At 63.8% G+C, this 25,495-nt stretch carries 21 protein-coding genes; 6 read left to right on the top strand and 15 right to left on the bottom strand.

What is annotated here, in order from left to right; all coding sequences use genetic code 11:
• The first annotated feature begins 130 nt into the window (after positions 1-130).
• Positions 131-1,753 carry a GMC family oxidoreductase gene (locus H6851_15045; GenBank protein MCB9944923.1) on the top strand — a complete coding sequence of 541 codons (1,623 nt, stop codon included), beginning with the start codon at positions 131-133 and terminating at the stop codon, positions 1,751-1,753.
• Entirely contained in the window at positions 1,722-2,216 is a 495-nt protein-coding gene (locus H6851_15040; GenBank protein ID MCB9944922.1) for a thioesterase family protein, read from the top strand. Before H6851_15045 ends, H6851_15040 begins: the two co-directional genes overlap by 32 nt.
• Here H6851_15040 and H6851_15035 read toward each other — a convergent pair.
• Together H6851_15035 and H6851_15030 are read right to left on the bottom strand one after the other, a co-directional pair.
• Complete coding sequence (locus tag H6851_15035) at positions 2,202-2,783, bottom strand: ribonuclease HII (GenBank protein ID MCB9944921.1); 582 nt, start codon at positions 2,781-2,783, stop codon at positions 2,202-2,204. The two genes, H6851_15040 and H6851_15035, sit on opposite strands and share 15 nt — an antisense overlap.
• Entirely contained in the window at positions 2,765-3,763 is a 999-nt protein-coding gene (locus H6851_15030) for an asparaginase (protein ID MCB9944920.1), read from the bottom strand. The genes H6851_15035 and H6851_15030 overlap by 19 nt, the downstream gene beginning before the upstream one ends.
• 158 nt (positions 3,764-3,921) lie before the next feature.
• Between H6851_15030 and H6851_15025 the strand changes: the two genes are divergently transcribed.
• A complete protein-coding gene (locus H6851_15025) occupies positions 3,922-4,251 on the top strand; it encodes a DUF423 domain-containing protein (protein MCB9944919.1) in 330 nt (109 codons plus the stop codon).
• Positions 4,252-4,258: 7 nt separating this feature from the next.
• Here H6851_15025 and H6851_15020 read toward each other — a convergent pair whose 3' ends face one another.
• Together H6851_15020 and H6851_15015 are read right to left on the bottom strand one after the other, a co-directional pair.
• Positions 4,259-5,842 carry a hypothetical protein gene (locus tag H6851_15020; protein ID MCB9944918.1) on the bottom strand — a complete coding sequence of 528 codons (1,584 nt, stop codon included), beginning with the start codon at positions 5,840-5,842 and terminating at the stop codon, positions 4,259-4,261.
• Between the two features lie 53 nt (positions 5,843-5,895).
• A complete protein-coding gene (locus tag H6851_15015; protein MCB9944917.1) occupies positions 5,896-7,248 on the bottom strand; it encodes a phosphoglucosamine mutase in 1,353 nt (450 codons plus the stop codon).
• Between the two features lie 409 nt (positions 7,249-7,657).
• Here H6851_15015 and H6851_15010 point away from each other — a divergent pair, with 409 nt between their 5' ends.
• Positions 7,658-7,891, top strand: a complete 234-nt coding sequence (locus H6851_15010; GenBank protein ID MCB9944916.1) for a hypothetical protein — start codon at positions 7,658-7,660, stop codon at positions 7,889-7,891.
• Positions 7,892-7,967: 76 nt separating this feature from the next.
• On the opposite strand, the gene H6851_15005 is transcribed toward H6851_15010, so the two are convergent.
• From H6851_15005 to H6851_14955, 11 genes are all read right to left on the bottom strand, one after another.
• Entirely contained in the window at positions 7,968-8,510 is a 543-nt protein-coding gene (locus H6851_15005) for a regulatory protein RecX (GenBank protein ID MCB9944915.1), read from the bottom strand.
• 7 nt (positions 8,511-8,517) lie between these two features.
• The gene (locus tag H6851_15000) at positions 8,518-10,308 is read right to left on the bottom strand and encodes a hypothetical protein (GenBank protein MCB9944914.1); all 1,791 of its coding nucleotides are present in this window, start codon (positions 10,306-10,308) and stop codon (positions 8,518-8,520) included.
• Positions 10,309-10,378: 70 nt separating this feature from the next.
• Positions 10,379-10,705: a hypothetical protein gene (locus H6851_14995; GenBank protein MCB9944913.1), complete on the bottom strand. Its 327-nt coding sequence runs from the start codon at positions 10,703-10,705 to the stop codon at positions 10,379-10,381.
• Positions 10,706-10,900: 195 nt separating this feature from the next.
• Complete coding sequence (locus H6851_14990; protein ID MCB9944912.1) at positions 10,901-11,578, bottom strand: OmpA family protein; 678 nt, start codon at positions 11,576-11,578, stop codon at positions 10,901-10,903.
• 241 nt (positions 11,579-11,819) lie between these two features.
• On the bottom strand, positions 11,820-12,728 hold the full coding sequence (locus tag H6851_14985) for a pirin family protein (GenBank protein MCB9944911.1): 909 nt from the start codon (positions 12,726-12,728) through the stop codon (positions 11,820-11,822).
• 121 nt (positions 12,729-12,849) lie between these two features.
• Positions 12,850-13,359 carry a gluconokinase gene (locus H6851_14980; GenBank protein MCB9944910.1) on the bottom strand — a complete coding sequence of 170 codons (510 nt, stop codon included), beginning with the start codon at positions 13,357-13,359 and terminating at the stop codon, positions 12,850-12,852.
• A gap of 3 nt (positions 13,360-13,362) precedes the next feature.
• Positions 13,363-14,760, bottom strand: coding sequence for an NADP-dependent phosphogluconate dehydrogenase (gene gndA, locus H6851_14975; GenBank protein MCB9944909.1), 1,398 nt, complete (start codon positions 14,758-14,760; stop codon positions 13,363-13,365).
• A gap of 67 nt (positions 14,761-14,827) precedes the next feature.
• On the bottom strand, positions 14,828-15,994 hold the full coding sequence (locus tag H6851_14970; protein ID MCB9944908.1) for an acetyl-CoA acetyltransferase: 1,167 nt from the start codon (positions 15,992-15,994) through the stop codon (positions 14,828-14,830).
• Between the two features lie 382 nt (positions 15,995-16,376).
• On the bottom strand, positions 16,377-17,924 hold the full coding sequence (purH, locus tag H6851_14965; protein MCB9944907.1) for a bifunctional phosphoribosylaminoimidazolecarboxamide formyltransferase/IMP cyclohydrolase: 1,548 nt from the start codon (positions 17,922-17,924) through the stop codon (positions 16,377-16,379).
• A 44-nt stretch (positions 17,925-17,968) separates the two neighbouring features.
• Complete coding sequence (locus tag H6851_14960) at positions 17,969-19,222, bottom strand: hypothetical protein (protein ID MCB9944906.1); 1,254 nt, start codon at positions 19,220-19,222, stop codon at positions 17,969-17,971.
• Positions 19,212-20,795 (bottom strand): lysine--tRNA ligase, encoded by a 1,584-nt coding sequence (locus tag H6851_14955; GenBank protein ID MCB9944905.1) that lies wholly within the window; start codon positions 20,793-20,795, stop codon positions 19,212-19,214. The genes H6851_14960 and H6851_14955 overlap by 11 nt, the downstream gene beginning before the upstream one ends.
• Positions 20,796-21,044: 249 nt before the next feature.
• Here H6851_14955 and H6851_14950 point away from each other — a divergent pair, with 249 nt between their 5' ends.
• On the top strand, positions 21,045-22,661 hold the full coding sequence (locus H6851_14950; GenBank protein ID MCB9944904.1) for an EAL domain-containing protein: 1,617 nt from the start codon (positions 21,045-21,047) through the stop codon (positions 22,659-22,661).
• A gap of 179 nt (positions 22,662-22,840) precedes the next feature.
• Positions 22,841-25,495 (top strand): alanine--tRNA ligase, encoded by a 2,655-nt coding sequence (alaS, locus tag H6851_14945; GenBank protein ID MCB9944903.1) that lies wholly within the window; start codon positions 22,841-22,843, stop codon positions 25,493-25,495.

Below are 25,495 nucleotides of genomic sequence, written 5' to 3'. Positions count from 1 at the left end.
GTCGAGAGAACGGGATCATCGTGGAAGCGACCGGTGCGGTCGCTTCCGTTTCCCGTTTGTTACCCAATTGAGTTTATTCGCCGTTCGGAGAGCATCAGGCTCTCCCGGCTCCACAACGAGTACCGGATCCATGTTCGAGTTTGCACGCAGACTGACCGACCAATCCCGCCACACGGTCGATGTCTGCATCGTCGGAGGCGGCGCTGCAGGCATTTCCATGGCCCTGCAGTTCATCGGCAAGGAGACCTCCGTGCTCCTCGCGGAAGCTGGAGGCGAAAACTATGACAATGACATCCAGAGCCTGTACCGGTCCCAGGCGATCGGCCTGCATATCGACACCGAGACCGCGCGACTGCGCCAGTTCGGTGGTTCGACACACCATTGGGGTGGCCGTTCACGGCCGTTGACGGCCCACGAGTTCGGTCGTCGCGACTGGATTCCCATGAGTGGCTGGCCGATCCCGCGTGAAGCTCTGATGAAGCATATACCGCGAGCCATGGAGATCTGCGAGATCCGGCTCGATGGCCTCGATCACTGGTCCGACCCGATCGACAAGCCGGATATCTGGCCGCTGGAGAGTTCCTTTCGACCGGGGCTCTGGCGCTTCAGCCCGCCAACCGCGTTCGGCAGCCGCTACTGGTCCGATTTCGAGGCGGCATCCAATGTCGAGGTGCTGCTCGAAGCGGCTCTGGTCGACATGCGGCTTGAAGGCGACAGGGTCTCGACGCTGCACTTCAGGTCGCCCGACGGCAAACATGTGACGGTCGAGGCGCGCCTGGTCGTGCTCGCCTGCGGCGGCATCGAGAATGCCCGCCTGCTGCTTGCCAGCAACAGCCAGAGGCCGGCCGGCATCGGCAATGAGCACGACCTTGTCGGTCGCTATTTCGCCGGCCATCCGGTCTACGAATCGCTTCAGGTGCAACTCGCCTACAATGCCCGCCTGCCATTTTTCCTCGATGACTGGACGACCCCGGAAGGGGATGAACTGGAAGGAATGCTCAGCCTGCGCGACGAACAGCAGGAACGGTTGCAGACGACCTCGATCGACGGAGCGTTCTATCCGGGTGGGCAATTCGGTCCCCCCGGCATCCGTGCCATGCGGCGCATCTACCAGGCTGCACGCCGGGGCAAGCTGCCTCAGGACCTCAGTGGCGATATCGCGGCCATTGCCGGCGATATCGGCGGCATTGCCGACGAGGTCATGGAACGGGCTGGCTGGCGGACGGCAAGGGGCGCATCCTACACCCTGAGCGTCCTGGTGGAGCAGGTCCCCAATCCCGACAGCCGTGTCACGCTGCTGCCGGAAAAGGATGCGCTCGGACTGCCTGTCGCCCAGATCGACTGGCGGTTGTCGGAGATGGACCGGCATTCGGTGCGGACGTTCTCAAGGCTCCTTGCCAACGAGATCGGCCGGATGCAGCTCGGCAGGGCCCAGCTCGAAGACTGGATCGCCGACGACAGCGAGCCGTTTCCGCCGCATGGCAACAGCTCCCATCACATCGGCACCACGCGCATGAACCCGGATCCCGGCCTGGGCGTCGTCGACAACGATTGCCGGGTTCACGGCATCGACAACCTCTACATAGCCGGCAGCTCCGTCTTTCCCATCGGCGGTGTGGCCCATCCCACGCTCAACCTCATCGCCCTTGCATTAAGGCTGGCCGATCACCTCGGTGAGCGCCTAAGGAACCTCCACGGCAGTGCAAGACGGAAAAATGAGGATGGGAAATACGAGCTTACCACCGTTCCATGAAACGGTTCACCCGGACTGGATCGACTATAACGGACACCTGAACGAGGCCTACTACCTGCTGATCTTCAGCCATGCGACCGACAGCATGATCGACTGGATGGGCATGGATGCGGCCAGTCGCGAGGCCGAGCGGCGTTCGGTCTACACGCTTGAAACCCATATCCTCTACATGCTCGAGGTGAAGGTCGGGGAACGGGTCGAGGTGCGCACCCGGCTGCTTGATCTCGATGGCAAGCGCATCCACCTGTTTCACACCATGATCCGGGAGGATGGCGAAATCGCCTGCATGAGCGAGATGGTCATGGCCTGCATCGACATGACCGGCCCCAGGATATGCGCCTTTGCCGAGGGGCCGGCGGCAAGGCTCGATGCCCTGTTCGAGCGGCACTGTGAAGAACCATGGCCGGACAAGGCCGGTCGCAGCCTCGGCCTCGGGAATGGCCGGCGTTCAGCCCGGTCGTGAGAGCACGGCCCTGACCGGCGCGAAGTCCCGTCGGTGGTGGGGCGTCGCGCCATGTTCGACCAGCGCCCGGCGATGCTGCACGGTGCCGTACCCGGCATTGCGCTCGAAGCCGTATTGCGGGTAGCGCACCGCCAGACGGGCCATCAGCCGGTCGCGGAGGACCTTGGCGACGATCGATGCAGCACTGATCTCCGGAATGAGGGCATCGCCACCGATCACGCATCGCGAGGGCCATGGCAGGTCCGGCGTCCTGTTGCCATCGACCATGACCAGCGCCGGCTCCATTTCGAGACGGAACAGGGCAGCACGCATCGCCTGGAGGCTCGCCTGCAGGATGTTGATCCGTTCGATGACATCCACCGAACATGCGGCCACAGCGACATGTGCCGTTGCGAGAATTTCCTCGCTCAGCTGTTCGCGCCTTCTGGCACTCAACGCCTTCGAGTCGGCCAGTCCTTCGATGGGCTGGCGCAGGATCACCGCGGCCGCGACCACCGGTCCGGCCAGCGGCCCGCGACCCACCTCGTCGACGCCGGCAACGGGGCCGCTCACGCGCGTTCGAGCCAGTGGCCGGCTGCACGGATGCTGCCGACCTCGCGGCCGGTGAAGTTGCGCAGGACGGGACGGGCGGTTTCACCCAAAATGTTGATGGCTGCCTCATCGAGAATGTCGAGCTGACGCAGGATATCGATCAGGGCCACCTCCGACGCACGTCTCGCACCGTCCTCGACCTTCAGCGCGATCCCCAGCCGGAGGTCGGGAATGGCGGCGAGAAAGACACCTTCGGCACCGGTCTTCACCACGACATGCGGTGCCGTGCGCATCACGGCCGTGCAGCAGCGTCCGGTGCCTGCAACCAGTTCCGGATGACCGCCCATGGCCCGGCGCAGGGCCATGGGAGCACGGTCCCCGCTGGCACCGAAACGGGCGGCGGCCAGGGCCACGGCGCGCAGCGGAATGGCCCAGGTCGGCACGCCGCAACCGTCCACGCCGGGTGCCCGGCTCACCGCATCGCCGGTGTAGCGGCGGAGCACGTCGAGCACGCGCTGCTGCACGGGATGGTCGAGGTCCAGATAGCTCGCGACAGGTTCGCCCTTGTGGGTTGCCGCCGTCAGCATGCCGGTATGCTTGCCCGAACAGTTGTTGTGTGCCCGGTTCGGTTCGAATCCGTGGCGCAGCATTTCCCGCGCGGTCGGGCCATGCGACGGTGCGTGGGCGCCGCAACCGAGGTCGCAAGGTGCAAGCCCCAGCCGCGCCAGCCAGGCCGTGACCCGGTCGACATGCATCGGTTCGCCGCCATGCGAGGCACAGGCGAGGGCCAGCTCCTCGTTGGTCACGCCGAAGGCGTCGGCGGCACCGGTCTCGACGAGCGGTATCGCCTGGAACATCTTGATGGCCGAACGCGGGTAGACAGCGCCATCGACGTCGCCGGCCCACGCAAGGAGACGGTCGTGGTCGTCGACGACCGCAGCCCGCACGCGATGGCCGCTTTCGACCATTCCGCCTCGCATCACCTCGACGGCGACAGGTGCATCGGCTTGCGACATGGAGTCCTCCCGGCTGGTTTCGGCGGTGCACGACTCCTATAGCGTTGCCGGGAGCGGCGGCAACAGTCCATCCATGGGTCATGTCGCGGCAGGAGCGTTCGCGAGAAGGGGAAGGAGCGATGGAACAGGGACGTGTGGTCGACAGGATCCTTGTCGCGATGGCGGCATTGCTCGGTGCTGCGGCAGTCGCGAGCGGTGCGATCGCGGCCCACGCACTGACCGGAGTGCCGGCGGCAAGGCTCGAAACGGCATCGCGCTATGCCATGTGGCACGCCCTCGCGATCTTCGCCTTTGCCGCACTGCGGCCGGGCCATCGACTGGCCCCGGCTCTCTGGCTGCTGGGCTGCCTCGGCTTCAGCGGCGGGCTTGTCGCCAACATTCTCGGAGCGCCGGATATCGTCCTGCGGATCACCCCAACAGGTGGTGGTCTTCTCATTCTGGGGTGGGTCGTGGCAGCGTTCGCATGTGCCCGCCGGAACGGGACCTGATGCCATTTCAGAAATTTGTCCGGACGAGCGAGGTCATGCTTCCTGCCGGGAGAATGATGCCCTCCTGCAACCAGATGCCGCGAACCCTGCCATCATGCATGACCGGTGTACCGCGTGCGGAAGCCTTGATGTCGGGAAGGTCACCGCCGGTATCGAGATCGAGGGCCAGCGGCGTTCCCGATCGCGGCGAGAAGAGCCGCGCGAGACCACTCGAATCATCCCGCCTCTCGATCAACCCGTAGACCGTCATGCCGTCGGGATAGACCAGTTCGACGATGCTGGAGGCCGGTAGCGCGTTCGCCGGTACGATCAGTTCGTCCTCGGAGACATGGAACGCCACCGTTGCGCCATCATGCCCCACCGCGACCACTTCGCTCCGGTTGGCGGCTCGCCATTGCCCGGCGGGCTTCCTTGCGGTCGCGACTGCGGGTGCCGGGGCACGGGCCGCCGGTTCGATGTCCGCGACGTCGTCATCGGCCGATGGCAGCTCCAGCGACGATGCGGTCAGTTCCTCGGTGTCACGAGCGGGAGGAGTGGTCAGCGGCGTGGGCTGCCGCAGGTCGTCGAGTGTCAGGGCGACGGGAGGTGTCGAGGCCCAGAGGCCGGCGGCGATCCGCAGCTCGGCTTCACCGGGAACAGGGGTCTGCCGTTCCCGGATTTCGAGCTCGCTGCTGGTCATCAGCCGGAATGCCGGGCCGTGCTGACTGGTCTTGTCGCCAGGGTGGCGATTATCGCTCAGGGCCACCAGTTGCCGATCGGTGATGTCCTGTTGCCGGAACCATCCGGTCCCGTCGCGCATGTCCACGAGGGCAAGGATGAGGGTTGCCGTGCGGCGGCTTTCGAGTTCCGTCAGGTCGTATTTGTAGGTCGTGAGCAGGGGCTCCTCGATGAAGGCGTCGGTGGCCTTCAGTTCGGCTTCGAGCGCGGCGACTTCGTCCGTCTCGAAATAGCCGGTGATGCCGCTGATGAGTCCGCCGGCCATGAGACCGACCAGATCAAGAACCGGATCGCCGGTGGAAACTTCGCCACTTCCCGATTTCCTGTCCGCACGCTTGTCCTTGCGTGCCTCGGCGAGCTTCTTTTCGAGCAATTTGCGATCCGGGTTGGCAGTGCGCCTGGTGCCCTTGGGAAAGGTCGATGTCAGCCGCGTGGTGCGAAACACATGACGTGTCGCATGTGGCGATGCATTCGCGGCGGAACCGATCGTGACCACGCAGGCGGGTTGACCCGGACCCGGGCTGCGCAGAACCGGAACGACGAGCTCACGTCCCAGTTCGTCGACCTGCTCCGGCAAGAGACCTGCCCCCAAAGGCATGATTCCCAGGGTGGCGGCATCGGGATCGAGGCGACTGCGCTCGTCTGGCGAAAAATTCAGGATGGCCAACAACCTTGACGCACAATTGCCCTCCTGTGGCCAAGGCAATGGCGGCAGGATACCGGCAGCACCCGCCGCTGGCTGGATTGCCGCGATATCCGTGCCGTCGCCATCGCTCGAAGCAAGGTTCCAACCGGGCCATGACGACGGCACGGATGTGCAACCGATCAGCGCTGCGAAGGTCAGAAGCTGTGTCGAAACGATCCTGCGGAACATGCGGCCCACCCGGTTTGGTCGACCGCAAATTATAGTTTAGTCAGCCTGAAAAATCAACCAATACGCGAACAACGATCAATGGTGTCACTTACGGTGTCGATCACCTCATTCAGAAGCCCGCGGTCTTCGGCCTCGACCATCACCCGGATCACCGGCTCGGTGCCCGATGGCCGGACGATCAGACGCCCGTTGCGTCCGAGCCGGCTGCGTTCGGCATCGAGCACGGAGCTGATCTGCGGCATGTCGAGGCTGATCTGCCGGTCGACGCGGACATTGCGGAGCTGCTGGGGCACGCGTTCGAACGAGCGGCCGATCTCCGACAACCGCCGCTGCTGGCCGACCATGGCGGCGAGGACCTGTAGCGCGGCCAGCAGGCCGTCACCGGTCGTGGAGAAATCCGAAAGAATGATGTGACCGGACTGTTCGCCGCCGATATTGAGATCGAGGGCACGCATGCGCTCGACCACATACCGGTCGCCCACGGCGGTACGGTGCAGGCTGATGCCCCGACCTTCGAGATAGTGTTCCAGACCGAGATTGGACATCAGCGTGGCGACGACGGCGTTGCCGCGCAGGATGGACCGGTCCTGCATGTTCGAGGCGATCATCGCCAGGAGCTGATCGCCGTCCACGTCAGCCCCCGTCTCATCGACGAGAACAAGCCGGTCGGCATCGCCATCGAGTGCCACGCCGAGGTTCGCACCGTGTTCGATGACCGCTTGGCGCACCGTGTCCGGACAGGTCGATCCGCAATGATCGTTGATGTTTCGGCCATTGGGGGACGTACCGATGCGGATGACTTCCGCACCCAGTTCGAAGAACAGATCGGGTGCTATGTGGTAGGCGGCACCATTGGCGCAGTCGACCACGATCTTGATGCCGGATAGGCTGAGATTGCGGGGAAAGCTGCTCTTGAGGCTCTCGATATAGCGCCCCGATGCGTCCTCGTAGCGGGTCGCGCGGCCGATCGCATCCGGCTGCGCATAGCCATTGGCGTCCATCGAGGTCATCAGGGCCTCGATCTCGGCCTCGAGCGCGTCCGACAGCTTGAAGCCGTCGGGGCCGAACAGCTTGATGCCGTTGTCGGCAAAGGGATTGTGCGACGCGGAGACCATGACACCGAGATCGGCGCGCAGGGTACGGGCCAGGAACGCCACGGCCGGCGTCGGCATCGGCCCGACGACCATGACATCCATGCCCGCCGAGGTGAAACCCGCAGTAAGCGCCGTCTCGATCATGTAGCCGGAGAGTCTTGTGTCCTTGCCGATCAGTACCCGATGGTGATGATCCCCACGTCGGAAAATCTGTCCGGCAGCACGACCGAGGGCGAGGGCGATCTCTGCCGTCATCGGGTAGATATTGGCCGTACCGCGAATGCCGTCGGTACCGAATAGCTCGCGCTTCATCTTTCACTCCGGTTCAATCAGGCAGGCCGTAGGCTGCCATCCATAATCGCGATCTCGCTGCCAGTATCGCATTCCTTGAGGGTAAGAGCGGAACACGGCTTCAACGGTCCATCAATTTGTGCACCCGTATCAGCCAGGACGTACCATCGGGGCGGAAAATGTTCCAGTCTCATATCGTCATACTTCCACAATGGTAAGGTTTATCCGCGGCAAGGCGGAATGCCGCGAACGAGCCATCGAGCCCGGCGTTAACCCGTCGACACTATCCAGGTAGGATCTCGCAACAACGCTCGTGCCGTCGATCCGGGACGCGTGCTACGGTGTGTGCAGGTCGCACTGATGGGCAAGTTCCCCTTTGGTTATCCATGCCAGGTGGGGATTGTTCGGGAATCGCTGAAGGACCGGGTCGATGAGCGAACCGAGACCGAAGATTGAAATCATCCCGCCCGATGGTGCCCCGCGGAGGCCCTGGCGACGTTTTTGCGGCGCATTCAGGCCGTATGCGCCGGGTGATGGCCGTCCGCCCGGATGGAAATCCTGCGGCTACGAGGTGGCACCGGCCGACCGCTGCGATGATCGCCGGGCCCGCAAGAGGGGCAGGGGGGACATTCCCGCAGGCTCCATTCTCGACCTGGAGAGCTGAACCATCGGGCATCGTTCACGGTTTTGCGCATGAACGCACTCGTTTCGTTGTCCACAGGCGGGGAAATGTGACCAGTTCAGTCCTTCTCGTCATCGTCCCGCATTTCGACGATGCGCCGGGCGGTGGCGTAGTCGAAGCCGGCCCTGGCCAGCTTGCCCAACTCGTGCCGGCAGGTTTCGGCATCGGCAGGGCCGTCGCGAAAGGGACCGATGCGCCGCCGCCGGGCAAAGTTGATCGCTGCCATCCAGTTCGCGGAGGTGCCGTCGCTGTCATCGTCAAGTCGGTCGACGATCTGGTCGACAAGCGCGCTTTCCACACCCTTGCCGCGCAAGGTGGCGCGGATGTGACGCAAGGGCTTGCCCCGCTCCACCAGGCTGCGCGCGCGACCTTCGGCGAACATCCGGTCATCGACGAGGCCGAGCCGGGCAAGGTCGGCTACGAGCGCATCAATCCACCCTTCGATGGTTGCGGCATCGATACCGAAGGCTTCGGCCTCGGGCCGGACCCGTCGCAGCAACACGAGGCGTAGATTTGCCCGGCTGGTTGAAAATCTCTCCAGATAGGCCATCGCCCGCTGGCGAAGACGCTCGGGCGATGGCTTTTTCAACTGGCGCGGCAAGGGCCGCTCAGCGTGGCTGGGTATCGAGGATCAGCTTGACGGCCGATGCCCCCTGCGGATCGTTGCCGTAGCGCGCGCGCAGTTCGGCAAAGAAGGTGTCGGCTTCCTCGACCGGCGGGCGCCCGTCGGCGAACGGCTTTTCCCTGCTGGCAATGGCGACGATCATCTCCACGCCTGCCGGCGCCTTGACGACCTGTCCGGTACGGTAAAGGAAGCGGTCGCCGATACCGGTGTTGTCGATGTATTTCGGGCCGAGATGATGAACCTTTCCGTCCTGCTCGATATAGGCGACGTAGAAGTAGCGGCTCGCCCCCGGAAGCGTGACGACGAGCTGGATCTCGGTACCCTCCCTGACGACCTCCTGCGGATCCTTCAGCGCGATGGCGAAGCCGTCGATTTCGCTGTCGTGAACCTCGTTGATGAAGCTCAGGGCTTCACAGGATCCGGGCGGAAGCAGTCGGGTGTCATCCTTTACCGCCACCGATCCGGCCCGCTCCGCCAGGCCCTGCAGGATCTGCTCGCGTTCGGCATTGCCGGCGATATAACCCGCCAGTTGAAGATCGCCATTGGCAAGCGTGGTGACCGTGGCATCGGCGCAGGGCTGGGCCGCGAGGTAGGACTGCGGGCTTTCGCCGATATTCTGCGACGTCGCCCGCGTCGGCGGTTCCAGTGTCGATGGGTCAGGTTCGGCTTGTATCATCCCGGCACTGTCGGGACCGGTCGTATCGACGGGGCTCGGAGTCGCTTCGTCGGAGCCTCCGGCCGAGTCGGCTGCGATGGCTGCTGCACCCGCAGCCGCAGCGGTGCCGGCCGCACCAGCCGCCATGACAGCCTCCGCTGACGACGATGGTTCCGTGATGGCATAATTGTCGAGCGTCTGCGGGGGTACGGCGACCGTTTTCGCTGACGTTGCCGTTTCGGCGGCATCCGGGGCCGGCAGCTCACTCTGGCTGATCCCGCCCGGATGGGGTGCGGCCGGATAGGGTGCGGGTGGAGCAACGGGACCGGCCACCCCGGCCGATCGGGCATCGAGGGGCTGGCTCGCCGCGAGTGCCGTGGGATAACCGTCGGCAACGGTGGTCGAAGGTGTCGAAGATACTGGACCCGTAGCCAAGGAACCCGGCGACGAGCCGTAATTCGGTACGCCCTGCGTTGCCGCCGTCACCATGGCGTTGGCGACCGTGCGTTCGAGCTCGCCGGTGGGATGACAGGTCGTGCCGTTGTCGAAGCGGCCGACGCCGCCGGTTTCGAAGCTGATCGTCTCGCGCACCGTGCCGAGCACCGCGCCATCATTGCCCAGCGTGTCGACCGTGCGCGTGAGCACGTAGACGGCTGTGGCGTTGAGCTGGGTATCGTAGCCAACCGTGCGGGTCCGCGCCACCAACCGGGCATCAAGGCGCATCTGCCGGAGCGCCAGCCAAGAAGGCTGGTCCGGGAAAGCATTGAGATTCATGCGTGGTGACGATGCCGGCAGGTACACGCCCTCATTGCCAAGCCGCATGGAACCGCAATCGACATAGCGCTCGGCATCGCCGAGATAGTCCGCTGTCAGCAGGCCGTTTTCGAGGTCGACACTCTCCACGTGAAAACCGAGGCGTTCGATGTCGCTGGCCGCACCCTGAATGGCTGCCGCCTCACTGCCCTGCACGGTTTCACGTGCGGGAAGACCCGGTGCGGTGGATGGCGGACGATAGTCGACGACATCGATATCCGCGGACTGGCGGCCGCACGAGGTGACGAGCAGCGCGAGCGAGGCCGTGGCGGCGAGTGCGGTGATGCGCGGGATCTGTGACATCATGAGATCTTTGACAGTTCGTTGGAACGATCGGGGGAACGCCGGCCGACGTCCGACTCGGATACGATGCCGATCATTTCAGATTGGCCACGAAATGGCCCGTTTCCGTATGCTTCGGTCGGGGAGGACCGTTCCCGTTCCTGAGCGAGCAGGCTTCCGCCGTCGAATCGATGCGGAACTCGACAAGGCAGCGGAACGCGTCACTCGAATAGGGGCCGGCGGGATAGCGGGCAAGGAACTGGGAGAAGGCGGGGGCCTGACCAGTGGCCAGGGTCCGTTCCCACACCTGTTTCTCCTGGTTGCCGGTTTGTGCCGCGGCCTGGCCGGCGGCAAGAACCGTCAGCGCCACAAGGGCGAACGAAATGGGGGAGGCGGTTTTCCTCCGGGACAAGGGCGTCATGCGTGCTCCCAAACGCTCGCTGCCGGTGTCGTATCCCGACAAGGGCATACGACACCGGCAGCTTTCACGATCACTTGTACCGTTTGTCCGATCAGTTGACGATGAATGCAAGGGTTGTGGGGAACGAGTTTCCCGCAATTTGACGTCCGTCCGGCCGGCGTAGCGGCGAACTGCCACTTCCGGACGCCTCAAAGGTCAATCGACGGGCTGAAATTCCACCCTCCGGTTCAATCCGTCATAGGGGTCGATACCGGGTAGGGGATGTTCCTCGCCATAGCCGACAGTCTGCAACTGGTCGGGTGACACGCCGAACCGGCCGACGAGATAGTTGAGCACCGAATTCGCCCGCGCCTCACTGAGGCGTTGATTATAGGCGGCGTCTCCGGAAGCATCGGCAAAGCCCGCGATGACCACCCGCTTGTCCCGGGCCTGCGGCGACATCAGCGCCGCACCGAGCTGTTCGAGAGCCGGCAGATCGGCGTCGGTGAGTTCTGCCGAATTGAATGCGAAAGTGATGTTGAACGCTACCGATGACCCCTTGGGCACGGTGGTCGCCGCGTCGTCCTCATGACTGGCTTGCTGGGTGCCGACGGCTGGCGGCGCGGCAGCAGCAGCTTCGGCCGGCGGCGTTTCGAAGCGAATTCCGCGGGTGCGGATAGGCGCTGCACCCTCGCCACCGACCTGCAGGCCCCGGGTACGCGGTGCAGCCTGCGGAAACATGATCTGCGCGATCTCGTCGGCAGTCGGCACCTGGTCATTGAAAAGGTAGATCTCGCCGGCATCGGCCACCTGCTGGAAACCCAGCACCATGCTGGCGCCGGCCACCGTGGACAGAACGAGATGCCTGAATGTCGACCGCCCCTGTCTGGACATGATTTTCTCCTCGCGTGATACCCGTTACCGGTGCTGCTGGGAGCGCCCGGCCTTCATTCCATTGGCTATCATAACAGAAAATCAGCCGATGTGATGCGCATCACCCGGTCGGGGCACCGCCGGCGTGCCATGCCGGCATCAGGACAGGGCGCATCGGCGCCCTTCCCTGGGAGAGCGGGAGAATGGCCGGGGAGGCCATCAGGTGGCCGTCCCCATGTTCCATCCATTCCATGCCACCCCGTCACGGTTGGCGGATGAACTGACCGGTCTGCAGGTCGCGCATGGCCTGGATGATCTCCTCGCGGGTATTCATCACGATGGGGCCATGCCACGCCACCGGCTCGCGGATGGGCGCTCCCGACACGAGCAGAAAGCGCATGCCCTGGTCGCCCGCCTGCACCACGATCTCGTCACCGGTATCGAAGGTGACCATCGTCCGGTTGCCGGTCTGGTCCCGCATCCATACCTCCTCGCCACCGATCTCCTTTTCGGTAAGGGCGCCGATGGGGACGGATGCATCGAGAAAGCGCCCGGAGCCCTCGAAAATATAGGCGAACGCGGTCCGGTAGGTATCGATCGGCAGGTGCTTCCTGACTCCTGCAGGAATGTGGATATCCAGATATTGCGGATCGGCCGCGACACCGTCGACCGGCCCCTTCTTCCCCCAGAACTCGCCGCTGACGACACGCACGGTCGTGCCGTCGTCATCAACGATCTCGGGAATGTCCGCACCCTTGATGTCCTGATAGCGCGGTGCGGTCATCTTCAGCGAGGAAGGGAGGTTGGCCCACAGTTGAAAGCCATGCATCCGTCCGCGAGCATCTCCCTTGGGCATCTCCTGATGCATGATCCCCGAACCGGCGGTCATCCACTGGACATCCCCGGCGCCGAGCGTCCCCGCATTGCCGAGACTGTCGCCATGCTCCACGGTTCCCGCAAGTACGTAGGTCACGGTCTCGATACCGCGATGCGGATGCCACGGAAAGCCGGCGGCATAGTCCTGCGGGCGGTCGTTGCGGAAATCGTCCATCATCAGGAAGGGATCGGTCTGCGAGGGGTCGCCGAAGCCGAACACCCGCTGCAGCTTGACGCCGGCACCTTCGATGTGCGGCATTGTTCCTGATATGTTCTTGATAGGCCGGATCGACATGACTTGTCTCCCTCTGGGTTCGATCCTGTATGTAGGTCATCCCTCATCTGTCGAAATAGCGTGAAACCAGATCAGACTGTCCGCCATTTGCGAACAATGGTACCGGATACAATTCCCATTGTCAGTCCATGTCCAGTCGGGCGATGATGTCGTCGAGCATCGTGTCGATGGGGCGGGCATTGTCGATGATCAGGACCCCGGGCTCGTCATCGGGGCGTTCCAGTGTCGCCAGTTGCGACGGCAACAGGCTTGGCGGCATGAAGTGGTCCATCCGTGCCGCCATGCGTTCGCCGATGATCTCGCCCGTACCGTCCAGGAAGACGAACAGGAGCTTCGGCGATCCCTGCCTGAGCCGGTCACGATAGATCTTCTTGAGCGCCGAACAGGTGAACACGGCCGACCGGCCTTCACGATCGAAGCGTTCGATATCGTCGGCCAGCGCGGCGAGCCACGGGGCACGGTCGGCATCGTCGAGCGGCTCACCTTTCGACATTTTGGCGATATTCGACGGAGGATGATAGTCATCACCCTCGGCGAATTCGGCGTTCAGGCGCTCCGCCAGCCGACGGCCGATGGATGACTTGCCGGAGCTGGTTACTCCCATCACCACGATGAGATGCTGTCGGCTCATCGCTCAGCAGCCTTTGAGATCGAGATGATGCTGGCCGGGCCTGTCGATCCGTTCGAAGCCATGCGATCCGAACCGGTCACGCTGCGCCTGGATCAGGGATGCGCCGACATTGGCGCTGCGGAAACCGTCGACCCAACTCATCACCGAGGTGAAGGCCGGCATCGGTACGCCGTGGGCGATGCCCGCAAGTACGGTTGCACGCAGGCCGGGCAGGGCTTCCGCGATCATGGAACGGGTAGGCTCGGTGGCAAGCAGACCCGCCGGTCCGAGACCATTGCGGGCGGTCGCCATGACGGGTTCCAGCAACCAGGCGCGAATGATGCAGCCCGCCCGCCAGATGGCGGCCACCCGCTCCAGTTCGAACGGCCAGCCATGGTCGCGCCGCGCACTGTCGAGCAGCATGAAGCCCTGGGCATAGGCGCAGACCTGGGCGCAGAGCAGGGCCTTGCCAAGATCGTCGATATCGCCCCCCGATCCCCCGCCATGGGCTGCGACGATGCGATCCGAATCGTTCATCGCCAGCCGTGCCTGAGTCGCCGACGACAGTGCGCGGGCGTTGACCGCGGCGATGATCGTGGGAGCGGCAACCCCGGCTTCGATGGTGGCCATGCTGGTCCAGCGGCCGGTACCCTTGTGGCCGGCGACATCGGCGATGATCTCGACCACGGGCCGGTCGCTCGCGCGATCGGTCATGGCCAGGACCTCGGCTGTGATTTCGACGAGATAGGAGGCAAGGTGCCCCTTGTTCCAGTCGGCGAAGACACGGGCTGCGGCCTTCGGGTCGAGCCCGTGGACGTCGCGCAGCACCAGCCATGTCTCGGCGATCAACTGCATGATCGCATATTCGATCCCATTGTGGACCATCTTGACATAGTGCCCGGCACCGCCCGGTCCCATCCAGGCGCAGCATGGCTCGCCCTTGAAATCGGCCGCAATCGCGTTGAGCATCGGCGCGATATGATCGAAGGCCGAGGCTTCGGCACCGGCCATGATCGAGGGTCCGTGCAGGGCGCCATGGGCACCACCCGAAACACCGATGCCGGCAAAGCGGATGCCCTTTCGGGCGAGATCGCGAGTTCTCCGCTCCGTATCCCGGAAATGGGAATTTCCCGAATCGATCACGATATCGCCGGCTTCGAGCAGCTCCGAGAGTTCGCCCAGCGCTGCGTCGACGGCTTCCCCGGCCGGTACCGAGAGAAGGACGGTGCGGGGTCCGGTCCTGAGTGCCCCGGCCAGTCCGGCCATGGATGCGACGGCGTTCAGGCCATCACCGCGCGCCCTCTCCCGCGCATGCTCGTCCGGGTCGAAGGCCACCACCGAAAAGCCATGGCCGGCGAGATTGAGGGCGAGGTTATGCCCCATAACCCCGAGGCCGAGGATGCCGATATCGGCTGAGCTCATGCTTGCTGTTCTCCCTTGATCGAACATCTTCCGTTGTCAGACGGGATCGACTGCCGATCCATCGCGCTCAGCGAAGCCGTTCGAGGATGCTGACATAGGATGCGACACATGCCCCACCCATGTTGAAAATGCCAGCCGTGGAAGCATTCCCGATCTGCATGTCGCCGGCATCGCCCGCAAGCTGCATCGCCGACATCACGTGCATCGAGACGCCGGTTGCCCCGATGGGGTGGCCCTTGCTCTTGAGGCCGCCCGAAGGATTGACCGGCAACCTGCCATCCTTTCGCGTCCAGCCTTCCACCGCCGCCACGCTGCCCTTGCCGGGCTCCGCGAGGCCCATGGCTTCATATTCGAGAAGTTCTGCAATGGTGAAGCAATCGTGCGTCTCGACGAAATCGAGATCGAGCAGTGCCATGCGCGACTGGTCCAATGCGCGGGACCATGCCTCGCGACAGCCTTCAAAGGCGAGGATGTCGCGGCGGCTCATCGGCAGGAAATCGCTGACATGGGCAGCGGCCCTGAAAATCACAGCCTTTTCCAGGGAAAGGGCCGTCTCGACATCGGCAAGGACCAGGGCCGCGGCGCCATCGGACACCAGCGAGCAGTCCGTGCGCTTGAGCGGTCCGGCGACGAACGGGTTGCGTTCGGATTCATTGCGGCAGAAATCGAAGCCGAGATCCTTGCGCATCTGGGCATAGGGATTGCCGACACCATTGGCATGATTCTTGGCGGCAATGGCCGCCAGCGCATCCGACTGGTCGCCGTAGCGCTGGAAATAGTGTTGGGCGATCTGTCCGAAGACTCCGGCAAACCCTCCTTCGATTCCGCCTTCCTCGGCCAGGTACGAGGCCTTGAGCAATGTGTCGCCGATCTCCGGACCGCTGAGCTCGCTCATCTTCTCGACACCGACGACCAGGGCCGTCCGGGCTTCGCCGGCACGGATCGCGCGCACCCCGCCATGCACGGCGGCGGAGCCTGTCGCACAGGCGTTCTCGACGCGGGTCGCCGGCTTGAAGCGCAGTGCCGGGTCAGCCTGCAGGACCAGGGACGCGGTGAAATCCTGCCGGTTGAAACCGCCGTTGAAATGCCCGAGATAGATGACATCGATGTCAGCCGGCGACAGTCCCGAATCGGCGATTGCCCCGCTTGCCGCCTCGACGATCATGCTTTCGACATCACCCGCCGCCGCCTTGACGAAGGGCAGGTGGTGCCATCCCACGATGCAAGCGGTCATGGATCATTCACTCCCGGTGATGGTCATAACTTGTATCTTTCATGCCGTGGCTTTGCCGTCTCATCGGCGGCAATGTCACCGCCTGCAGGATGCTCAAAGATGTCGATTGACGCAATGAGGGCATTGGTTTTCCCTTCTTCGCGAAAGTTCGGCGACAGGCCATCGATTGCGGGAGATGCCGAAAGTGAACCGTCAGCGCGATATGGCCATCGGCGTGGGATGTTCGATGAGGAGACTCACGCTGGCGAGAACGATCACGATATAAAGCACGATCTTGGCCATCTCCATGTGCGCATCTACCTGACTTCGGAACTGTTTCGGGATCGACGCTAACATCGGGCCGCTTAAAGCTCGGTAAAGTGGGATGGCCTCGTATCGTTGATCAGTGACGGAAGTGTCGATAACCGGTGAACAGCATCGCGACGCCAGCCTTGTCGGCCGCGGCGATCACCTCGGCATCGTTCTTGCTTCCGCCCGGCTGGATGACCGCAGTGATCCCGGCGGCAATGGCGGCCTCGATGCCGTCGGCGAAGGGAAAGAAGGCGTCCGAGGCCAGCACGCGATCGCCCCCGACACCGGTCGCCCGCGCCTTCTTCACCGCGAGTTCGACCGCATCGACCCGGCTCGTCTGGCCGCAACCGACCCCTAGCGTCCGCTTTCCCTGGCCGATGACGATGGCATTCGAGCGCACATGCTTGACGACCTTCCAGGCGAACAGCAGCGCCTCGCGTTCGGCCGCCGTGGGCTCTCGCCGGGTGACGCAGCGCAGGTCGGCCGTTGCGATCATGGCGGTATCCTGTTCCTGGGCGAGAATACCTCCGGCAATGGTCTTCAGCGACCAGCGGCTTTCCCCGGATCGGGGCATGGTGCCCGTGACCAGAAGGCGCAGATTGGGTTTTGCCGCCATGACCGCACGGGCCGCCTCGCTCGCCGCAGGCGCGATCACCACTTCGGTGAAGATCTTCGACACCTCGCGGGCGGTCTCCTCGTCGAGTTCGTCGTTAAGAGCGATAATTCCCCCGAACGCACTTACCGGGTCGGAAGCCAGCGCCTGCCGATAGGCGTCGGCCAGGGTGGAAGCAGTGGCGGCGCCGCAGGGATTGGTATGCTTGATGATGGCGCATCCCGGCCCATCGAACTCAGCCACAAGCTCGAACGCCGCATCCGCATCCTGCAGGTTGTTGTAACTCAATTCCTTGCCCTGCAACTGCGTGGCCGTCGCCACGCCCGGCCGCCTGTCGGCACTATGGTAAAGGGCCGCCCGCTGGTGCGGGTTCTCGCCGTAACGCAGGGCAAGGGCGAGATCGCCGGCGATGCGCACATGACCCGGAATGCCGGTCCCGCACGCGCTGTCGAGCCAGGCGGCAATCGCCGAATCATAGGCCGAGGTGCGGGCAAAGGCCTTCAGGGCAAGCCTGCGGCGCAGCTCGACGGTCGCCATTCCGGAATCGATGGCAGCGATGATTTCGTCATAATCGGCCGGGTCGACCGCCACGAGCACGCTTTCGTGGTTCTTGGCCGCCGCGCGGATCATGGCCGGTCCACCAATGTCGATATTCTCGATTGCGGTGGCAAAATCGGCACCCGATGTGATGGCCTGCTCGAAGGGGTAGAGGTTGACCACCAGCAGGTCGATGGTCCCGATGCCCTCCTGGCTGAGCGTGGCCATGTCGCTGTCGAGGTCCTTGCGCGCGAGCAGGCCGCCGTGAACGCGCGGGTGCAGCGTTTTCACCCTTCCGCCGAGGATTTCCCGCTGTCCGGTCACATCGGCCACCCTGGTGACGGGCAACCCGGCATCGCCGAGGGTCCGTGCCGTGCCGCCGGTGGAGATCAGCTCGACATCGCGTTCGACAAGACGACGGCCAAGTTCGACGATACCGCTCTTGTCGGAGACGGAGAGAAGCGCACGGCGAACGGGTGATTGCGTCACAGGCGTGATCCCTTGTGTATGGTTAGGCTGTTGCGCAGGGGCCGTCAGGATTCCCTTTGCAGCAGGGCCGCGAAAAATCCATCCATGCCACCGCGACCGGCAAGATCGGCGGGAGAGGTCCTCATCGCACCGGTACCGGCAAGGCGGACCGGCAGGTCGCCCGACGTTGCCGGATCGATCGGTACCGGTCGCATGTCGTGATGGCGACTGGTGACCCAGGCGAACTGTTCCGGTCCCTCCTCCGGCTGCATCGAACAGACGGCGTAGAGAAACCGTCCTCCGGGCGCCAGTTGCCGGAGTGCCGCCTCGATCATCTGCCGCTGGATGCGCGACATGCGTTTCGGGTCACCGGGCCGGCGGGTACGAAGGATGTCGGGGTGACGGCGGATCGTGCCGGTCGCCGTGCACGGCGCATCGAGCAGGATCGCATCGAACGGCTTGCCGGCGCTCCAGCGCGTCACGTCATCGACGACGATTTCCGGGGAAAAACGCAGGCGGGTCATGTTCTCGCGCAATCGCCCGGCCCGTTTCTCCACGCTTTCAAGGGCGGTAACGCGGGCTCCCGCGGCACAGAGCTGGGCCGTCTTGCCACCGGGCGCGGCGCCGATGTCGAGTACCCGGCAGTCCCTGAGGTCGCCGAGAAGCGGCACCAGCGCGGCCGCCGCCGCATCCTGTACCCACCAGGCGCCTTCATCATAGCCCGGGAGATCGGGTATCGCGCCATGACGCTTCAGGCGGATCGTCTGCGTCCCGATCGGCTCACCGTCGAGCATCCGCGCCCAGTGATCTCGATCAGCGGGGCAAGTCAGGTCGAGCGGCGGCTCCCGGCCATGGGCGCTCTCGATGCCCCTCGACTCGAGCTCGCCGAAGGCATCGGACCAGCTTGCCGCCAGCCATGGCGGTGTCTCCGCCACGTTTTCCAGCGGGTCATCCGAAAGTCTTCGGAGCACCGCATTGACCATCTTGGCACCGTGGGGAACGCGTTTTCGGGCGAGGGTCACGGTTTCCTTGACGGCGGCATGGGCGGGTGTGCCCAGGACCAGCAACTGGGCGGCGCCCAGACGGAGGACGTTGAGCAGCGTCAGGCTCTTGGGTGTCTTGGCGACATGCACCGACAGGGCCTTGTCCAGCGCGTTCATCCGTCGCAGACAGGTCATGTAGAGCAAGCGGGCGAAAGCCCGGTCGCGGGTGTCGAGCTTCTTCAACCCGGCATGCGCCTCGAACAGGCTTTCCGCGGGCCTCGGCCTGAGGCCGAGGCATCCGTCAAGGACATCCAGCGCGATGTCCCTAGCCGGCATCGGCAAGCGAGCCCCGATCGATCGCCGCATCGATCAGGGCCACCGTCTCCGGTAGGCCGTAGATCTCGACGAACGAGCCGAACCGCGGCCCCTCGCTCTGGCCGAGCAGGACCTCGTAGAGCACCTTGAACCAGTCGCGCAGATTGTCGAAACGATGGCGCTTGCCGATCTCGTAGATCTCGTTCTGGATGTCGCGGCCATCGGTGCCGGCAGGAAGCCCGGAGAGCCAGTTGCGCAGTTCCAGCAGGGCGGCACGCTCGCGGATGTCCGGCTCCCGGTAGGCCTTCTCGGGCTTGATACGATCCTGGTAATAGGCGATTGCCCCATCGACGAGTGTCGCCATGTAGGGATTGCTCTGCGGCGTGCAGTCCGGCGCATAGCGCTGGATGAAACTCCAGAGCACCGACGGCTCCTCGGCATTCACCACGGCCGCAAGATTGAGCAGCATGGTGAAGCTGACAGGTGTGCTGACCGCCGGCGGATGGCCGGCATGGATATGCCAGACCGGGTTGCCCAGCTTCTTTTCGTCATCCTGCTCCTGCCAGGCATCGATGAAGGACTGGTAGTCGTCGACCTGACGCGGAATGACGTCGAAATAGAGCCGCTTGGCCTTCTTCGGACTCTGGTAGAGAAACAGCTGGAGACTTTCCCTTGTCCCGTAGCGCAGCCATTCCTCGATGGTGAGGCCGTTGCCACGCGACTTGGATATCTTCTCGCCGTTCTGGTCGAGGAACAGTTCGTAGGTCAGATTGTTGGGCGGCGTGCCGCCCATGATCCGGCAGATCTGGCTGCCGAGCTTCACCGAATCGATCAGGTCCTTGCCCGACATCTCGTAATCGACCTCGAGAGCCGTCCAGCGCAGCGCCCAGTCGGCCCGCCATTGCAGCTTGCACGCTCCCCCCGTGACCTCGATCTCGGTCAGCGTGCCGTCCTCGTCGCGGAACACGATTGTCCCGCGATCGGGATGGGTTTCCTCCAGCGGAACCTGCAGGACACGGCCGGTCTTCGGCGAGATGGGAAGGATGGGACTGTAGGTGGCCCGGCGTTCGGAGCCCAGATGTGGCTTGACGACGTTGCAGATGGCTTCGTGACGTTCGACCACGCGCAGCAGAACGTCGTCGAACAGGCCGGCCCGGTAGCAGTCGGTGGCGCTCTTGAAGCTGTAATCGAAGCCGAAAGCATCGAGGAACGCCTGCAACCGCGCGTTCATGTGGTGGCCGTAACTGTCATGTGTGCCGAACGGGTCGGGAATGCTGGTCAGGGGCTTTTGCAGGTAGTCCTGCAACATCTCTGCATTGGGAACATTGTCCGGAACCTTGCGCAGGCCATCCATGTCATCCGAAAAGGCATACAACTCGGTGGGAATATCGCTGATGAGCGAAAAGGCCCGCCGGATGAGCGTCGTGCGGAACACTTCGGCGAACGTGCCGATATGCGGCAGCCCCGAAGGCCCGTAGCCGGTCTCGAACAGCACGAATCCCTTTGGTGGCGGATTTTTCTCGACCCGCTGCAACAGGGCCATGGCCTCGATGATGGGCCATGCCCTGCTTGTCCTGATGATCGCCTGATCCATGGTCGGTGCCGTTCGAAGATTTTCCGGGAACGGCGCCCTTCTAGCACCGCCCCGGGGACATGGCCACCGTTACGCCATGTGCGTTTGGGCGGGTTTTCTTGCTCCACCTGGCGAAATTCCCGACACTTTGGACGGTTCCAGGCCTGAAATTTAACTCAGGATTCATTGTGTGGTCTGCAATATCCACACACTCACTGTGTCCAGCTCGGTCATCGACCCGACGTCTGTCACTTGCCAGAGGCCTGTCACTTGAAAGCAGAACGAGACCGTTACGTCAGCTTTGCCTTCGCCGCTGCGGATCTTCTCCTCGAGCTGGATTCCCAGGGGCAGGTCACCTTCGCTGCCGGTTCGACGACGAGCATGACATCGCGTTCCGTCGAAGCGCTGATCGGCTCTCCATTCGAGAGCCTGCTCGAGGCGCGCGATATCGAGACCTGCCGCCGGGTGATGGCGCAACTGCCGACCCGGCAGCTTGTCGGTCCGGTTCACCTGCAGATAAGTGCCTGTCCGGTACCGACCATGATGCGTGCCATCAAGGTCGTCGACGACGGGCTGATCCGGGTCGCCGTCAGCAAGCTTCCTCCGGGATGCGGCTTCGCCGACCGCGTCTACGACAAGGTCACGGGATTGCTGGAACGCGAGAGCTTTGTCGACATGGCCGAGCGTCATCTCGCCGATGCGCGGGATCTGGGGCAGGATCGCGAACTGGCAATGGTCCGGGTCCAGGGGCTCGATGCGGCCGCCGGCATGCCTGCCGACGATCTCTCCCGGCTGCTCGGTTCCCTGGGCGGATTCCTGCGCAGCATCTCGATCGACGGCACATCGGCCGGCATCCTCGAAGACGGGGTTTTCGGCGTGGTACGCGAGCGAGGCGGAGCAGACCTCGATGAACAGTTGAACGAGATTGCCCGGGAGGTGGCCGGCGATCTCGACCTTACCTTCGACACGCAGACCGTTCAGCTCGCCGAGCCATCGCTCTCGCGGGCAGAGGCATCGCAGGCGCTGGTGCATGTGCTCAAGTCATGTGCCGGCGAGCTTCAGGGCGATTTCCATGTCAGTTCCCTCGGCGATGCGCTGCAGCAGAGCTACAAGGCGACCGTGGAGCGGATTGCGCGTTTCCGCAACATGGTCCAGCGTCTGGAGTTCGATGTCGTCTACCAGCCAATCGTCGAGCTCGCGACCCGCAAGATCCATCATTACGAGGCTCTGAGCCGGTTTCGCGGGTGGGGGATGACGTTCGAGGTGGTATCCTTCGCCGAGGATGTCGGGATCACGATCGACTTCGACCTTGCGGTCGTGCGCAAGGTTCTCGAATACCTCTCCCGCATCCCCTCCAGCCGCGGCCGCCCCCGGATCGCCGTCAACCTTTCGACCCGTTCGCTCGAACAGGAACGCTTCATCAAGGAGCTGGAGAAGGTCTTGGGCAGCGCCGGTTCGCTGGCCCGTTCCATCATGTTTGAAATCACCGAATCGGCGGAGATCCGCGATCTGGAAAAGATGGCGAAAGTGCTGGAACATATCCGCGCGCGGGGAAACCTGGTGGGTCTCGACGACTTCGGCGCGGGAGCCTCGGCATTCCATTACATCCGTTCGCTCAAGGTAGATCATGTGAAGGTCGACGGAGGTTATGTCAGGAACCTTCTCGACAACGAGCGCGATGCCTCGATCGTCACGGCAATGACGGAATTATGCAAAAGTCTCGGCGTGACGACCATTGCGGAAATGGTCGAGACCGAGGATCAGGCACGGATGCTGCGCCGGATCGGCATCGACCTCGGACAGGGCTATCTGTTCGGTTATCCCGAAAGAGACATCCATGTTCGAAAAACGGAAACCAGGAGTTCCCTGGCGGTTGCCGCGGGCTGACGGGGAATTTTACCGAAACGACGCGTAATTGGAGAAAGTTTATGGGAAAAACTAAACTTTGAGGGGAATGTAGCCGATTATCGAGGCGACCGTGGATAAGCCCGTGGTCGAGACGCTTTCCCCGAACCGACGGGGTCGCTATGAAGGGCGGCAATGATCCAGTTCCAGCCGGAAATCTCATGCAGACCGTCAACGACATTCGCCAGGCTTTCCTCGACTTCTTTGCCGGCCGGGGACACGAGGTGGTGCCATCGTCCTCGCTGGTACCGCACAACGATCCCACGCTGTTGTTCACCAACGCCGGCATGGTGCAGTTCAAGAATCTCTTCACCGGTGTCGAACAGCGCGACTACAAGCGGGCGGTCACATCGCAGAAATGCGTGCGTGCCGGCGGCAAGCACAATGACCTCGACAATGTCGGATATACGGCGCGTCACCATACCTTCTTCGAGATGCTGGGCAATTTCTCGTTTGGCGACTATTTCAAGGAGGAGGCCATCGACGCGGCGTGGACCCTGGTGACCCGCGAATTCGGGCTTCCGGCCGACCGGCTGCTGGCGACTGTCTATCACACGGACGACCAGGCCTTCGACCTCTGGCGCAAGATCGCGGGCCTGCCCGAGAGCCGGATCATCCGCATTCCCACATCCGACAATTTCTGGGCGATGGGCGATACCGGCCCCTGCGGTCCCTGTTCGGAGATCTTCTTCGATCACGGTTCGCATATTCCCGGCGGTCCTCCCGGCAGTCCCGACGAGGATGGCGACCGTTTCATCGAGATCTGGAATCTCGTTTTCATGCAGTTCGAACAGGTCGACAGGGAGACGCGGATCGACCTCCCGCGACCGTCCATCGACACGGGCATGGGGCTTGAGCGGATCGCCGCCGTCCTGCAGGGCAAGCACGACAATTACGAGATCGACCTGTTCGCCCGCATCATCGAACAGAGCGTGGAGCTGACCGGTGCACCGGCCGAGGGACGCAATGCGCCCTCGCACAAGGTCATCGCCGACCATCTGCGCGCCGCATCCTTCCTGCTGGCTGACGGCGTGTCGCCATCGAACGAGGGGCGCGGCTATGTCCTGCGGCGGATCATGCGCCGCGGCATGCGCCATGCCCACATGCTGGGCGCCAGGGAACCCCTGATGTGGCGACTTGTGCCTGTGCTGGTCGGTCTCATGGGGGATGCTTTTCCCGAATTGCGGCGGGCCGAAGCATCGATCATCGAATGGCTTCGGCTGGAGGAAACCAATTTCCGCCGGACGCTGGAGCGCGGCCTGCGTCTGCTCGAGGATGAAACCCGTGACCTGCCCGAGGGGATGCCGCTGTCGGGCGAAACGGCATTCAAGTTGTACGACACTTACGGATTCCCGCTCGATCTCACCCAGGATGCCCTGCGGGCCGAAGGGCGTTCGGTCGACGAGGACGGCTTCAAGGTTGCCATGGAACGGCAGCGGGCCGAGGCACGCAGACACTGGAAAGGCTCGGGCGAGGCCACGGTCGAGGGCCTGTGGTTCGACATTCGCGAACGCCATGGTGCGACCGAGTTCCTCGGATACGGTGCCGAGCGGTGTGACGCGCAGGTACTGGCCATTGTCCGCGACGGTCGGGAGGTCGACGAGGCCGTGGTTGGCGACCGGGTATCGTTCGTCACCAACCAGACGGTGTTCTACGGCGAATCCGGTGGCCAGATCGGCGACACTGGCATGGCGACCGCGAAGGGGCTGCGCGTGCGGATCGGGGACACGCAGAAGAAGCTGGGCGATCTCTGGGTACATGTCGGCGAAGTCGAGGAAGGCACGCTTGTCCGCGATGCGGGCGTGTCGATGGAAATCGACCGCGAACGGCGTCGGCAGTTGCGTCGGGCGCATTCCGCCACCCATCTCCTGCATGCGGCCCTGCGCGGGCGGCTGGGAGAGCATGTCGCACAGAAGGGCTCGCTGGTCGCGCCCGACCGGTTGCGCTTCGATTTCAGCCATCCGCGATCGCTGACCCATGAGGACGTCACCGCGGTCGAAGCCGAGGTGAACCATTTCCTGCGCCGCAACGATGACGCGAAAGTGCGGGTGATGGCCCAGCGCGACGCCATCGACGCGGGCGCCATGGCGCTGTTCGGCGAGAAATATGGTGACGAGGTACGAGTGGTCACCATGGGTCTCGACGAGGATGGCGAAATCTACTCGATGGAGCTGTGTGGCGGTACGCATGTTGGACGTACCGGCGACATCGCCCTGTTCAAGATCGTCTCCGAAGGTGCGGTGGCTTCCGGTATCCGCCGGATCGAGGCGCTGACCGGTGAGGGTGCGCTGGAGCATGTGCGGACCGAGGAGTCGTGGCTGGACGATACCGCATCGGCCCTCAAGGTGCCGCCTGCGGAGATTGCGACCCGCGTTCGCGGGTTGCTCGATGAGCGGCGACGTCTGGAACAGGAACTGGCGGAGCTTCGACGCAAGATGGCGGCGGGCGAGCGGGATGAGGCCGGTGCCGTACGGGAGATCGGTGGTATCGCGTTTTCTTCCCGTGTCGTTGAAGGTCTGCCTGCGAAGGATCTTCGCAGTGTTGCCGACAGTATCAGAAAGGAGATGGGTGACGGCGTGGCGGCGTTGATCGCCGTCAATGACGGCAAGGCCGCCCTCGTCGTGACGGTCAGCGAAGGCCTGAAGGACAGGGTCGATGCCGTGGCCGTGCTGCGGGCCGGTGTCGCCGCGGTCGGTGGCAAGGGCGGCGGTGGCCGCCCCGATTTCGCGCAGGGTGGCGGACCTGACGGTTCGCGTGCCCGCGAGGCCATCGAAGCCATGGAACGCGTCCTCGCCGATACGACGGCGGCCGCCTGA

The organism is Geminicoccaceae bacterium (genome assembly GCA_020638465.1).
In the GTDB taxonomy this organism is placed as follows: domain Bacteria; phylum Pseudomonadota; class Alphaproteobacteria; order Geminicoccales; family Geminicoccaceae; genus JAGREO01.
This window is presented reverse-complemented; position numbering and strand designations above follow the sequence as displayed.